Raw genomic sequence first — 13,845 nt, 5'->3', positions numbered from 1 at the left:
ATATGTTGATGAAAGCTCGGCTGCTTCATTATTCTGAATTTGCGGATGATCTTAATCAGGCCTCGCCGCTCAAAATTGCCGCCAGCCGTAGCAAAGCGCTGCGGCAGAAAAAATTCTTTGTGTACCGCGGCAATATCCGTAGACAGAAGATTTTGCTAAATCTTGATTTTCTACCGGCCAGCAGTTGGGATGCATCTATGGTGGTTTATCCGGTGATATTCGGCGATATTGTGGCTGACGAGCTTTATTTTCACGGCTGTGTTGAAGGCAATATTACCGCTCGAAACCTTTATTGTGAGCGGTTTTCCCGGGTTTCGATTCCTTCGGGTTGCACCAAAAATTTGAATGTAGCGCAGCTTTGCTACGTTCATGCTGATTGCTTAATGGCAGGAACGGCAGCCTGCATTGCAACTGCGGTGTTGGTACGAGATGCTGAAATTGAGTTACCGGTATCCGACATCGCCCATCAGTTTGTGTTTGCATCCCAAGGCCGGGGCGTGGATTGGTCCAAGCACACATTGGATGAAATAAAACACCATTTTAATGACCGTGTGATTGATGAGCTGGATCGCCTTACGATGTATTACGGGCAATCTGTTGACGCCATGATACCGATTATGCCGTCGATACTGGATAAGCATATGCATCAGTGGCTGCGTAATCCCGTTAAATAATTATTTCATCAGTACGCATGAGATAATTTACTTTTACATACATATGGTTATACCAATTCGAAAAAATAAGATAACAAGGCGGCGAGTCGCAGACAGTACAAGTAGTACGGCAAGACGAGCCAACGCAGGTAGGTTATTTTTTCGAATTGGTATTATGTATTTTTGTCTAACCGTAGCTACTTTGCAGGGATAGCTTGGCATCATGTTTTCAGGCAGCCTTTTAAAAGGCTGCCTGAATTTTTTTGCTCTTAAAAATCCATCATCCGCTGCTTATGCCAAAGGGTTGTTTTCTTTTACCGGCGGCGGATTGCGGCGGTATTGGCGCAGGCGTTTGATGGCCGACCAAGTGGTGGCCAAGCCGCTCATCACCAGCAATAATAGCAGCGGATACACCACCAATTGCGGTAGAAACCACAATAGCGCGGCCAACAGCAGCAAGCCAATGCCGATGCTTAAATAAGCCTGGGCTTCGTCTTTATCGACAATGCGGGTGCCGTAAATCGAGCCATCGAACACATGGCCCAATTGCAGCAGCCGCTGTGCCAGTGCATTGGTGCTGCCGCGTTTGAAGCCTTGCTTGTGTTTTTGCCGCCGCTGCTTCAGCTCGGCTTGCTGCGCTTGGTTGAGCACCACTTCGGTGGCGTGTTGCAGGTCGTCGGCAAACACGGCGGTGAGGCGTGCCACGGTGGCGCTGTCTTCAATCGACACATCCAGCTCGCGGTTAATCGCCCAGCTGGATAAATTCAAATTGGTGGAACCCACCCGCGCCCAGCGGCCGTCAACAATGGCGGTTTTGGCATGAATCATGCTGCCGTTCCATTCAAACACGCGCACACCCGCTTCGAGCAGGCTGCGGTATTGGGTGCGCGACACATTGCCGATCCAACGGATGTCGGAGGTGCGCGGCACCAGCAGGCGCACGTCCACTCCGGCCAGCGCCGCGTTAATCAGTGCCTGGGTATACATCCGGGTGGGCATAAAATAGGCATCGGTAAGCCACAGATTTTCTTGCGCTAGGGTAACGGCGTTTAAGTCTAGCCGCATCATATTGCCGTTGTCCGGCGTGGTGGCCACGATACGTGCTTGGGCGGTGCCGCTGTGGTGCGGGTTGTACGAATGGCAGTTGCTGTTGAGGGTGGTGTGGCTGGCGTTGTTTTGTTGCGATTGCAGGGTATCGGCAAAGGCATCGCTCACTTGCTGCACAACCGGTCCGGTGAGTTTAACGCCGGTGTCGCGCCACGGTGCCACGCCTTTGGCCGCATCGCCGCACCAGGCCGAAGAAATACATAAGCCGCTAACAAAGGCAGTATGGCCGTCGATGACAATGCTTTTACGGTGGTTGCGCGAAATCAGGCCGATGCCGCCCACCAGGCTTGGGCGGTTGTAGGCCACCACCACGGCGCCGGCGGCACGCAAAGGGCGGAAAAAGCCGCGGTAATGCGCCCATACACTGCCAAACCAGTCGTACACCAGCCGCACTTGCACGCCTTGCTGTTGCTTTTCAATCAGTAAATCGCGGATTTGGCGGCCAAAAGCGTTGTTGGCGAAGATGTACATTTCAATGTCGATGCTGTGGCAGGCCGAGGCGATGGCCGCTTGCCAAGCCGGGAAGTTTTCGGTGCTGTCGAGCAGCACTTCGATGCGGTTGTCGGCGGCGGCTTCGCTGCCGGAAGCGCGGCTGACAATTTGCTCGGCCAAGGCAAGCGTGTCTTCGGGCAGCGGCTCGGGCAAGTCAACGGCGGCGGTGGGCGTGGGCATGGTAAAAATCCCCCAAAACGGAATGGGCTTATGCTAGCACAAAGCTTGTGTGACGATGGTGCTGGATTGGTTTCAGGCAGCCTTTGATGGGTAATGGCATTTGAGCTTCGGCAATGACGGTTTTATATTTCAGGCAGCCATGGCTGATGATGGGTGAGGCTGCGGATAACCAAACGGTTGGGGTGTAAGGCCTGCTGCAAGCGCGGTGATAAGGGTGAGGGCAGGCCGAGGATGGCGGCGGCCACGGCTTCGCCACACAAGGGCGCGGTGGCTAGGCCGCGGCTGCCGTGGGCGGTGTTGATGTAAATGCCGGGCAACCACGGGCAGGGGGTGTTGATGCGCTGGTTTTTGTCGTGCGCCAGCTTGGCATAAACTTGGCGCATGGCGGCGGCATCGCCCACGGCACCTACCACCGGCAGATGGTCGAAGCTGTCGCAGCGCACGGCGGCGTGGCCGCTGGCTGGTTGATTATTGGGATTGGCGGCGTGTAAATCGGCAGCCAGCGCGGGATTGAGGCGGTGCAGTTCGCGCCAGTTGTGCTGTTGTTCGGCGGCGCGCCAATCGTGGCCGGCATCGTTGGGCACAAAGCTGGCACCAAAGCACATTTGCCCTTGCCAAGCCGGGCTGATGTAGCTGGCGCCGCTGAGTGCGCAGCGCAGTTGTTGCGCCAGCACACCGGCGCGGGCCGTGTTGGTTTGGCCGCGGATGGGCTGGAACGGCCAGCCGTGCAGCAAGGGCAGGTGGGCGCTGGCGGCGCCGCCGCACAACACCACATGCGAAGCCGCCAGTATGTGTGCGTGGCCGTGTTGACGATAGCTGAGCTGCCAGTGGTTGTGGTGGCGCTCTACATCTTCAACGCGGGCATATTCGACTAAGCGGATATGGGGATGGGCGAGCAGGGCGTTGACCCAGGCGGGCGGATGCAGCCAAGCGCCGTGCGGCCACCACAGGCCGCTGTGGCTGATGGGGACGCCCGCTAATGTGCTGGCTTCTGCGGCGTTAACGGCCTGATACAGTGTGCTGTGGGGGTGTTGCTGTGCCAACTGTTGGTTGCGGCGCTCTTCGCTGGCATTGTGGTTGAGGTGCAGCACGCCGCAAGCGTGCCAGCCGTGGCTTTCAGGCAGCGTTAAATCCAGTAGTTGACGGCTGTAGCCATAGCCGGCCAGCAGCAGCTCGGTTTGGGCGGTGGGGTGGGCAGCGATTTTGGCATACAGCAGCCCTTGGCGGTTGCCTGAGGCCGCTTGGGCGGCTTTGCCCGCTTCCAATACGGTAACGGCCACGCCGCGCTGTGCCAGCGCGTAAGCCGTGGCGGCACCAGCAATGCCTGCGCCCACTATCGCCACATGCTGTACCGGCAGTATTGGTGCCGCCGTCAGCCAGGGCGGGCTGGGCGTGTGGGCGGATTCATGCGGTGGCAGCAGCATCAGCGTGCTGTTGGGCAAGGGGTTGGCAATGCAGTAGTGTCCGGGTGGTTGCCAGTAGCGCAGCGCTTGTTGCAAACGCTGATTGAAGTCGGCATGGCCGGGGCTGAAGCAGCGGCTTTCAGGCAGCCTATCGGTGTGGGTATGCCAATACAGCGGCTGTTGTGTTTGGTGTTGTTGCCAGCATTGCACCAATTCGGCGCTGGTGGGCCAGTGCGCCCAGCGGTGGATAGCGGCTTTCATGGTGTGGAAGCGGTGTTGCCTTGGTTGAGCCACTGCCATTGCTGTTTGAGGGTTTGGCGCAAGGCTTGTTCTTTTTGCTGTGGGGTGTCCAGCCCTTCGGTGAGGCGCTGAAAATCGAGGCTGAAGCTGGGGCGGGTGAGTGAGCCACTGATTTTGAGCGGCAGCAGGGCATCGTTGCCGCGATTTTGGCGGGTGTGTACGCGCACATCGTAATTCATTTGCTGTTGGGCAAAATCGAGGGTGCCGCTGCCGTCGATGTCGAAATTGGCCGCATTAAGCCAGGTGTGCTGGCTGCGGCCAATGCCTTGGTTGATGGGCACGGTGATTTCAAAGCGGCTAAACGGGGTGTGGCTTTGTTCGTTAAAAGCCAAGGTGGTGGGGTTGCCGCTGCGCTGCAAAATATTGTTGATGTCAATACCGCGCCAGCTGCCTTGCTGCAATTGCAGCTTCACTTCGCCGTTCAGATTTTGCGCCCAGTTATCGGAGAGGGCGTTTTGGCCGTTGAGCTGGAAGTCGGCATCGCCTTGGCCGTTGAGGTTGTGGAAATTCAGGGTGTCTTGCAGCAGGGGTTTGATTTGAATGTGGGTGAAGCGCTGCGCCAGCTGCCAGCTGTTGCGCCCGTCGTTGCGCAACAGCATATGGCCTTGGCTACTGCCTTCATAGAGTTGGGCGCGGATGTTGTCGAGGCGTAATTGCTCAGCATTGAGTGTGATGTGGCTGCCAAAATTATCCAGCTGGCCGAAAGGGGTGGTGATGCGCCCCACCGCCACTTGCCATTCGGTTTGGCGGCCAGCCAGCCATTGGCGCCATTGCTGATTAAGCTTGGGGTTGGCAATAAAGGGGGTTTTTTGCGGCCAATACGGGCGCAAGGACAGCTGGCCAAGATTGATGCTGCCGTTTAATGTGTCGGCTTGGCCGTTATCGCCACGGGCATAGTCGGCCGCTAATTGCAGGTTTTGGCCGTCGAAGCTGCCGCCCAGCTGTATTTGCGCTTGTTTGCTGCCGTGGCCGCTGATGCGGCCGCTCAATTCGCTGTTCCAACGTGGATTGGGCAGTTGGTTGACGGTGTCTTGATGGCTGCTGAAGTTGAAATCGTCTACTTGCCAGCGGGTGTCGGCCAGCCAGTTGAATCCGCCGCTGCTGGTAATCAGGGTTTGATTGTTGTCTTGCTGCCAGCCGCCGTTAAATTGGAAATGCCCCACGCTGCCGCTTTGGTTGTGCCAAAACACGCGGTTGAGCAATAAGGTGGCGTTGCCGTTGTTGTTGTCTTGCCCGGCGTTCATCATCACCGAAACCTGGGGTAAATCCAGATAATTCAAGCCCACTTGCCAGCGGTTGCCGCTGCCGCTCATGGTGAGTTGGTGTGTATTGCTGTGCGATTGCCATTGTAATTGCTGCATCAACAGGCTGCTGCTTTGCGGCTGCCACACGCCGCTAAACTGCCATTGGCTGGTGCTGGCACCCAGATAAGGCAGTGTGGCGGCCAAGTTGACGCGCATATTTTGCCACTGCCACGGCTGCGCCCGCATGCTTTGCCCTTGTGCTTGCCATTGCACGGCTGGCCAGCCGCTGCGCTGCCATTGGCCGCTGGCTTCAAACGGGCTTTGCGCTTGGCTGAATTGGCGGATGATAGCGTTGATTTGATCGATATGGTGGCGGTGGCCACCGTCGTAGAGGTCGATTTGGCCGTTGCGCAGCACCAAGCGATTGATGGCGGGCGCTTGATCGGATTGCTGTTGCCCGAGTTGGCGTAAGTCGTGGAAATTCCATTGCCCGTCGGTATGGCGGTAGAGGCGCAGCCGCGCGTCTTGCCACACCCATTTTTCGATGGCGGTTTGGCCGAACAGGGTTTTCCAGGCCAAGCCGATTTGCATTTGATCAATGCTCAGGTCAACATTATCGCTGTGCGGATTGCTTAAGCGCACATGGTAAAGCGTGGCGGTGGGGCGTGGAAACCAACTGCGGCCGATGCGCTGGTCGAAATGCAGCTGGCGGCCGCTGCCGGCCAATGCTTGTTCGGCCATGCTGTGCAGGCGTTGTTCACTAAATAAATAATACAGGCCGACATAGCCGCTTAACGTGAGCAGTAAGGCGCCCACGCCGCCGTAAAAAAACAGCTTGAGCCAAAATTTGCCGGATCTGAGTTTGCGTATCATAAAAAAACGGGGTGCGGCGGAAAACCAAGCAAGAGTACACCAGTTGGCTGTGTCTGCAAAGCAGGCTGGACAAGGCTTTGGCTTGCTATTGTCATGATTAATCTATATTTAGCGCTAGGATGCGCCGTGTGTACCCGACACAACTTTAAAAGGCTACCTGAAAACAAGCACAGAATTATGCGGTTTCGCCATCGGCCAAACCGGTGAGCAGATGGCGGATGTGTGCCATGGCGGCATGGCTGTGTTGGCGGCGGAAGTCGGGCGTGGTGTCGGTGCACGATAAATTGGCGGCTTGGCCAATCACACCGCACACGGGCGCATAGGGCAGGCTAAGCTCGCGTGCCAAAATGGCTTCCGGCATGCCGGTCATGCCCAGCACTTCGGCACCGTCTTGCGCATAGCGGCGCGCTTCGGCACAAGTAGGCAGGCGTGGGCCTTGAATGCAGGCGTAAACGGCTTGTTGGGTAAGCTGGGTATGGGTGGCGGCGGCCAGAGTGCGGATGCTGTGGCGCAAGTCTTCGCTGTAGGGGCAGGCAAAATCGGTGTGCACCACTTCTTGGTTTTGGCCTTCAAAAAAGGTGTGGTGGCGCCCGTAGGTGTAGTCGATTAAATCGTTCGGAATCACCAGCGAGCCGGGGGCGATGTGTGCGCACAAGCTGGCCACGGCGGTAACGGAAATAATCCCTTCAGCACCGGCTTCGCGCAACGCCCACAGATTGGCGCGGTAGTTGATTTCATGCGGTGCCAAAGCATAATGCGCACCGTGGCGCGACAAAAACACCACTTCCTGCGCGCCCATGCGACCGAAATACAGCGGTGCCGACGGCAGGCCGTAGGGCGTGCGGATGATTTGCTTGCGGGTGAACGACACTTCAGGCAGCGTGCTTAAGCCGCTGCCGCCGATAATGGCCAGCATAATGGTGCTTCCTATCATTTCATTATGTGAGAGGCTGTTGATTGTACGGTTGAAGCGGCAAATCGGCAAATCGGGGTGTGGGTGTTGATGCGGCACAAATAAAAACCGACCCCAAAGGCCGGTTTGATAAAGCACGGATACAGAATTACAGATGCGCGCCGATAATTTGCAGCATCTGCGCCAGCACTTTGGGGTTGGCGGCCACGATGTCGCCGCTTTCCAGCCAACTGCCTTCGCCGTGCATATCGGTGATGATGGCACCGGCTTCTTTGGCAATCAGGGCGCCGGCGGCGATGTCCCACGGCTTGAGGTTGAATTCGAAAAAGCCGTCTACGCGGCCGCTGGCCACATGGCACAAATCCAATGATGCCGCGCCTTCACGGCGGCCACCGGCGGTTTTGGCGAGGAAGTCTTTGAGAATGGCCAAGTAGGTGTCCATCATGCTTTGGTCTACCACCGGAAAGCCGGTGGCAATCAGGCATTGCGGCAATTCGATGCGGTTGCTAACGCGGATGCGTTTGTCGTTGAGCAGTGCACCTTGGCCGCGGCTGGCGGTGTAGAGGTCGTTGTATTCGGGGGCGAATACCAGCGCTTCAGCCAACACGCCTTTGTGCAGCAAGGCCATGGAAATGGCGTATTGTTTGTGGCCGTGCAAGAAATTGGTGGTGCCGTCTAAGGGGTCGATAATCCATTCGTATTCGGGCTTGGCCGGTACTTCGGCGGCGCTGAGCTGGCGGATTTCCACGCCGTCGCGGCTTTTGCTGCCGGTAAAGTAGCCGCCTTCTTCGCTGCGGATAAGGTGATCCGGGTGGCTGTAGAGCAGGCTGTCCAGAATAATGGCTTCGGCTTCGCGGTCAACATCGGACACAAAGTCGTTAAAAGCTTTGCTGTCTACTTTGATGGCGTCCAGATTGCCGGCGGCGCGGGTCATCATGTGACCGGCTTTGCGGGCGGCTTTAAAGGCGGTGGTAAGAATGGGGGTCATGGTGCGTACTCGTGTTTGGCGGCGGGCGGCAATGCCCGGATGCGCTTGTTAAAGGCGGCAAATTCAAAGAGCAAAAGCCGCAATGCGGATGCTTGCGGCAGGTTGGCGCAAATTATACGCCAAAATAAATGCTTGCCATAGGGGCAGAGCGGATTAATTGCGGCGGCTGTGGTGATTAAAGGCTGCCTGAAATGATGTTTTGCACCGATTGAGCTATAGCAAAGAAAATAAATAAATCATACAAGGCGGGGAGCCGCAGACAGTACACACGTACGACCAGGCGAGCCAACGCCGTAGGATTATTTAGTTTCTTTGCGATACAATGGCGCGTTTGGTGTTTCAGGTAGCCTGAATCACTGCGTATTCCGCTTTTTTAAAGTCAAACCCATGCTCGATAAACCCGCTTTGCCCGCGTATCTTCATCATATTAATGTGGTGTTGTCGCGCACCAGCCACCCGGCCAATATCGGCGCCGCCGCCCGCGCCATGAAAACCATGGGGCTTACCCGCCTCACTTTGGTGGCGCCGAATCTGATGGCCACGCCGATGACGGCCGAGCCGCCGCTGTTTAACCCCGCGCAGCCGCAAGATTTCAGGCTGCCTGAAGAAAGCTTTGTATTGGCTTCCGGCGCGCGCGATGTGTTGGAAAACGCCCGTATTGTGGCCACTTTGGCAGAGGCCTTGGCCGATACGGTGCTCAGCTGTGCGCTCACCAGCCGCAAGCGTGAGCTTACCGCGCCGATGCACACCCCGCGCCAGCTGGCGCCCGAATTATTGCAAGCGGCGCAGGCCGGGCAGGCGGTGGCGCTGGTGTTTGGCAATGAAACCTTTGGCTTGAGCATAGACGAAGTGCAATGCTGCAACCGCTTAATGACCATCAACGGCAATCCGGATTATTTTTCTTTGAATCTGGCGCAGGCGGTGCAAGTGGTGAGCTACGAGCTGTTTAGCCACACCGATGTGCCGATGGATTATTTGCAGCAATCGCCCAATTTGGCCACCCACGCTCAAACCGCGGGCATGGTGGCGCATTTGCAGGCACTGATGAATGAAACCGGCTTTTTCAACCGCCGCAACGAAGCGCGGCTGATGCGACGCATGGCCGTGCTGTTCGACCGCGCCGCGCCCACCACCGAAGACATCGACATCTTGCGCGGTTTTTTCAATACCGTGTCGCGGCAAATCAAATAGGCTGCCTGAAAGGAATGCCGCATGAATTATGCGCTTGACGCATTATGGTGGAAGCTGCAAACCCCGGCGGTGCGCGATTTGGCCGTATTGCTCACCGCGCCGCCGCCGTGGCTAAGCGGTGTAGAGCTGCCGGTGCGCAACTTATTAGGCGAAGATGGTTTCCGCTACTTGCTGGCGCTGGATGATAATCCGGCGCCGCTACAGCATTTTTTGCAGACCCACGCCCCGTTTGGCCGGCGCTTGGGCGTGTATGCCGAGCAACTGCTGGCCTTTTGGCTGGCACACGCCCCGCACGCACGCCTGCTGGCACACAATCTGCCGGTGTTGGCCGCCAACGGCCAAACCGCCGGGGCGGCCGATTTTATCGCCGAACTCAACGGCACGCTTTACCACATCGAACTGGCGTGTAAATACTATGGTGGTGCCGACGATTGGCGCGGCCTTAACCCGCAAGACACCTTGGCGGGCAAGGCCGCCAAATTGCACAGCCAACTGGCGTTGGCGCACAGCCCGGCGTTTCAGGCAGCCTTACAGCGTGCGGGTGTATCGGCAGATGTTCCACTGCACAGCGTTTCGGTGTTGCGCGGGATGTTGTTTTTACCCGCTGCCACCACGCCCTTGCCGGCTCCGCTTAATCCTTACGGCTGGCACGGTTTATGGGGCAAGCAATGGCCGCAGCTCTTGGCCGTTATAGCCGATTTGGGCACCGTGCGTTTTGCCGCCCTTGGCCGCATGGATTTACTGGCACCGCAAAGGCTGCCTGAAAGCCAAACACAAGATGCGGCGGCAATACAACAAAGCACTGCGCACGGCATGGTGGCGGTATTGCAAGCACGGCCCGACGGCCATTGGCATGAAGTACGGCGCTTGATGAAAGTGGCATCGGCGTGATGGCGTGGCTTATTATTGTGTTATTGTGCGGCGCGGTTTACAGTGTGGCAATGAGGCTGCCTGAAATGTGAACAGACCCTAAGGTTATCGGTTATTTTGATTAAAGCAGGCTGCCTGAAGTGTTTTCAGGCAGCCTGCTTTAATTTTTAGTTGCATTACCCGCTTAAACACAGCGGCTCAGTTATGATACACTAGCGGTTTTAGTTTTGTACCCACGGCTACTGTGCGCCGCCAAATCTTGGCAATGCGGTGGCGCGGGTTCGCTATTTTATACAATCAACACATTGAAAGACTAAGGGTTTGCGATGAGCGTAACGGTAGAAAAATTGAGCAATCTGGAACGTAAAATCATTTTGGCTTTGCCGTGGGAAGACATCAATGCCCATGTGGCCGCGCGCCTGCAAAATGCACAAAAACGCGCCAAAGTAGATGGCTTTCGCCCCGGCAAAGCACCGCTGAAAATGGTAGACGCCATGTATGGTGCCGGTATTCGCGATGAAGTGCTGAACCAAGAAGTACAAAAAGCCTTTTACGATGCCGTGAGCGAAGCCGATGTGAAAGTGGCCGGTTTCCCCCGCTTTGAAGGCTTGGAAACACAAGACGACGACAAAGCGTTTAAAGTGGCCGCGCTGTTTGAAGTGTTCCCCGAGGTGACTGTGGGCGACTTGAGCGCACAAGAAGTGGTGAAAGTGTCTACCGAAGTGGGCGATGCCGAAATCGACAAAACCATCGATATCCTGCGCCAACAACGCACCCGTTTTAATCGTGTGGAGCGCGAAGCCCAAGACGGCGACCGTGTGATTATCGACTTTGCCGGTAAAATCGACGGCGAAGCCTTTGAAGGCGGTGCGTCTGAAAACTACCCGTTTGTATTGGGTAAAGGCCAGATGCTGCCTGAATTTGAAGCCGGTATCCGCGGCATGAAAGAGGGCGATGTAAAAGAAGTGACCGTGGCCTTCCCTGAAGACTACCATGGCAAAGATGTGGCCGGTAAAACCGCCGTGTTCACCATTACCCTGAAAAACGTGGCCGAAGCGGTGTTGCCGGAAGTGGATGCTGAATTTGCCAAAACCTTGGGCATTGTGGATGGCGATGTGGCCAAAATGCGCGAAGAAGTGAAGAAAAACGTGAGCCGCGAAGTTAACCGCCGCGTTAAAGACCAAACCAAAGAAAGCGTGATGAACGCCTTGTTGGCCGCCACCAGCATTGAGCTGCCCAAAGCTTTGGTGGCCGAAGAAGCCGCCCGCTTGGCCGAAGACATGAAGCAAAACTTCACCAACCAAGGCATGGACGCGGCCAACTTAGATTTGCCCGCCGATATGTTTACCGCACAGGCCGAGCGCCGCGTGGCTTTGGGCTTGATTTTGGCGCAGCTGGTGGACGACCAAAAACTGGAGCCGAAAGAAGGCCAAGTGCGCGAAATCGTGGGCGAATTTGCCGAAAGCTACGAAGACCCGCAAGAAGTCATCGATTGGTATATGAGCGATGCCAAAAACCTGCAAGGCCCCACTTCTTTGGCGATTGAAGCCAATGTGGTGGACTATGTATTGGGCCAAGCCAAGGTTACCGACAAAGCCATGTCGTTTGACGAAGTAATGGGCCAGCAAAGCTAAGGCTGCCTGAAACCGTTATATTGATAAAAGCACCGAAGTGGTTTAGCGCTGCTTGGGTGCTTTTTCTTCAAATTTAAATACCTATTCTACAAAATTAAGACAACAAGGCGAGCCAACGCAGTTAGGCTATTTTCTAGGGTTGATATAACAAGGAGTGGCGATGATGCCGACAATTAATAATCTGGGCTTGGTGCCGATGGTGGTGGAGCAAAGCGGCCGTGGCGAGCGCGCTTACGACATCTACTCGCGCCTCTTGAAAGAGCGCATTGTGTTTTTGGTGGGGCCGGTCAACGATGCCACTGCCAATTTGGTGGTGGCGCAGCTGCTGTTTTTGGAAAGCGAAAACCCGGATAAGGATATTTCGCTCTATATTAATTCGCCTGGCGGCTCGGTAACGGCGGGGATGTCGATTTACGACACCATGAATTTCATCAAGCCCGATGTGTCCACCCTGTGTTTGGGGCAGGCCGCCAGCATGGGCGCGTTTTTGTTGTCGGCAGGCGCCAAAGGCAAGCGTTTTGCGCTGCCCAACAGCCGGGTAATGATTCACCAGCCTTTAATCAGCGGTGGCTTGGGCGGCCAGGCTTCGGATATCGAAATCCATGCCCGCGAGCTGTTGAAGCTCAAGCAAAAGCTGAATGAGCTGCTGGCCAAACACAGCGGCAAAAAGCTGGCGCAATTGGAAAAAGACACCGATCGCGACAATTTTATGTCAGCCGAAGAAGCGCTGAAATACGGCTTAATCGACCAGGTGGTTAAAAGCCGTGCGGATGCGGTATAGTAGCCATATCGTTTGAATGTGTTTCAGGCAGCCTTTGCGGCTGCCTGAATGCTTTGGCCGCCGCGCGGTTGTGGTAAACTGCGTTTTTGTTGCCATACCTGCATCATAAGGAAGCAAAGCCATGAAAAAACATCTGCCCACGCTGGCGCTCACCATGCTGCTGGCCGCCTGCCAAAGCGCCACGGTGCAAACTGAAACAGCTGCCGAAACGGTGCCGCCGGTGCCAACCCATCAAACCCATCTGGATGCCCAATACATTGGCCAAGGCTTGCTTACCCGCCCGGATGTGCAGCGCTTTATTAGCCAGCGCGTGGCGCGTGGCGGCTTTTCGCGCCCCGAATTGGAGGTGTTTTTTGGCAACGTAGAGCAGAAGCCCAATATTATCAGCATTATGGATCGCCCCGGCACATCGCGGCCATGGTATGAGTTTCGCCAAAACAATGTTAGCGGCAGCCGCATTCAAAATGGCGACCGCTTTTGGCGCAATAATGTGGCGGTGATTGATGCGGTGTCGCAGCGCTATGGCGTGCCTTCGGAGCTGATTGTGGCAATTGTGGGCATCGAAACCAACTACGGCAGCAATATGGGCTCGTTCCGCTTGGGCGATTCGCTCACCACCTTGGCTTTCAGCTATCCGCGCCGCGCCGAATTTTTCCAAAAAGAGCTGGATCAATTCTTGCAATTGGCGCACGAAGAAAAGCAAGACATGTTCACCTTTAAAGGCAGCTATGCCGGCGCCATGGGCATGCCGCAATTTATGCCTTCCAGCTACCGCCAATGGGCGGTGGATTGGGATGGCGACGGCCACCGCGATATCTGGAATAATGTTGGCGATGTGGCCGCTTCCGTGGCCAATTATATGAAACAGCACGGCTGGCAAACCGGCGCACCGATGGCAGTGCCGGTGCAACTCAATATCACGCCCGAATTGCAGGCGCTGCTTGATGCCAAAACCGAGCTTAACCACACCGTGGGCGATTTCCGCCGTTTGGGCGTGCAAGTGCCCGGCCATGTGGCCGACCGTGAAAAAGCACTGCTCTACCAGCTGGAAATCGCCCCCGGGCAATACCAGTATTGGCTGGGCCTGAATAATTTTTACACCGTTTGGCAGTATAATCACAGCCGCATGTATGTGAGCGCCGTGCGCGAAATCGCCAATGGCTTGCGCGGCGGTAACGGCGGCTTGTAAATTTTGATTTTTTAAGGAGTGAATTGC

11 protein-coding genes are annotated in these 13,845 nt (G+C 56.1%); 6 read left to right on the top strand and 5 right to left on the bottom strand.

Going from position 1 to position 13,845, the window contains the following annotated elements; translation table 11 throughout:
- Window positions 1-8: 8 nt before the first annotated feature.
- On the top strand, window positions 9-674 hold the full coding sequence (locus JQU52_RS10905) for a bactofilin family protein (RefSeq protein WP_230338512.1): 666 nt from the start codon (window positions 9-11) through the stop codon (window positions 672-674).
- A 270-nt stretch (window positions 675-944) separates the two neighbouring features.
- On the opposite strand, the gene JQU52_RS10900 is transcribed toward JQU52_RS10905, so the two are convergent.
- The 5 genes from JQU52_RS10900 to JQU52_RS10880 form a co-directional block, all read right to left on the bottom strand.
- A complete protein-coding gene (locus tag JQU52_RS10900) occupies window positions 945-2,432 on the bottom strand; it encodes a phospholipase D-like domain-containing protein (protein ID WP_230338511.1) in 1,488 nt (495 codons plus the stop codon).
- Between the two features lie 122 nt (window positions 2,433-2,554).
- On the bottom strand, window positions 2,555-4,129 hold the full coding sequence (gene mnmC / locus JQU52_RS10895) for an FAD-dependent 5-carboxymethylaminomethyl-2-thiouridine(34) oxidoreductase MnmC (protein ID WP_230338510.1): 1,575 nt from the start codon (window positions 4,127-4,129) through the stop codon (window positions 2,555-2,557).
- Window positions 4,093-6,252: an AsmA family protein gene (locus tag JQU52_RS10890; protein ID WP_230338509.1), complete on the bottom strand. Its 2,160-nt coding sequence runs from the start codon at window positions 6,250-6,252 to the stop codon at window positions 4,093-4,095. Before JQU52_RS10890 ends, mnmC begins: the two co-directional genes overlap by 37 nt.
- 175 nt (window positions 6,253-6,427) lie before the next feature.
- Window positions 6,428-7,168 carry an S-methyl-5'-thioinosine phosphorylase gene (locus JQU52_RS10885; RefSeq protein WP_230338508.1) on the bottom strand — a complete coding sequence of 247 codons (741 nt, stop codon included), beginning with the start codon at window positions 7,166-7,168 and terminating at the stop codon, window positions 6,428-6,430.
- 145 nt (window positions 7,169-7,313) lie between these two features.
- On the bottom strand, window positions 7,314-8,153 hold the full coding sequence (locus JQU52_RS10880; RefSeq protein WP_230338507.1) for an inositol monophosphatase family protein: 840 nt from the start codon (window positions 8,151-8,153) through the stop codon (window positions 7,314-7,316).
- A 387-nt stretch (window positions 8,154-8,540) separates the two neighbouring features.
- On the opposite strand from JQU52_RS10880, the gene JQU52_RS10875 reads away from it, so the two are divergent.
- The 5 genes from JQU52_RS10875 (at window position 8,541) to mltB (ending at window position 13,818) form a co-directional block, all read left to right on the top strand.
- Window positions 8,541-9,344, top strand: a complete 804-nt coding sequence (locus tag JQU52_RS10875; protein WP_230338506.1) for an RNA methyltransferase — start codon at window positions 8,541-8,543, stop codon at window positions 9,342-9,344.
- 21 nt (window positions 9,345-9,365) lie between these two features.
- Window positions 9,366-10,235 carry a DUF1853 family protein gene (locus JQU52_RS10870; protein ID WP_230338505.1) on the top strand — a complete coding sequence of 290 codons (870 nt, stop codon included), beginning with the start codon at window positions 9,366-9,368 and terminating at the stop codon, window positions 10,233-10,235.
- A 305-nt stretch (window positions 10,236-10,540) separates the two neighbouring features.
- Window positions 10,541-11,848 (top strand): trigger factor, encoded by a 1,308-nt coding sequence (tig, locus tag JQU52_RS10865; RefSeq protein ID WP_230338504.1) that lies wholly within the window; start codon window positions 10,541-10,543, stop codon window positions 11,846-11,848.
- 160 nt (window positions 11,849-12,008) lie between these two features.
- The gene (clpP, locus tag JQU52_RS10860) at window positions 12,009-12,629 is read left to right on the top strand and encodes an ATP-dependent Clp endopeptidase proteolytic subunit ClpP (protein WP_230338503.1); all 621 of its coding nucleotides are present in this window, start codon (window positions 12,009-12,011) and stop codon (window positions 12,627-12,629) included.
- A 121-nt stretch (window positions 12,630-12,750) separates the two neighbouring features.
- Window positions 12,751-13,818: a lytic murein transglycosylase B gene (gene mltB, locus JQU52_RS10855; protein ID WP_230338502.1), complete on the top strand. Its 1,068-nt coding sequence runs from the start codon at window positions 12,751-12,753 to the stop codon at window positions 13,816-13,818.
- Window positions 13,819-13,845: the final 27 nt, after the last annotated feature.

This window comes from Paralysiella testudinis (genome assembly GCF_016894345.1).
Classification (GTDB): Bacteria; Pseudomonadota; Gammaproteobacteria; order Burkholderiales; family Neisseriaceae; genus Paralysiella; species Paralysiella testudinis.
This window is presented reverse-complemented; position numbering and strand designations above follow the sequence as displayed.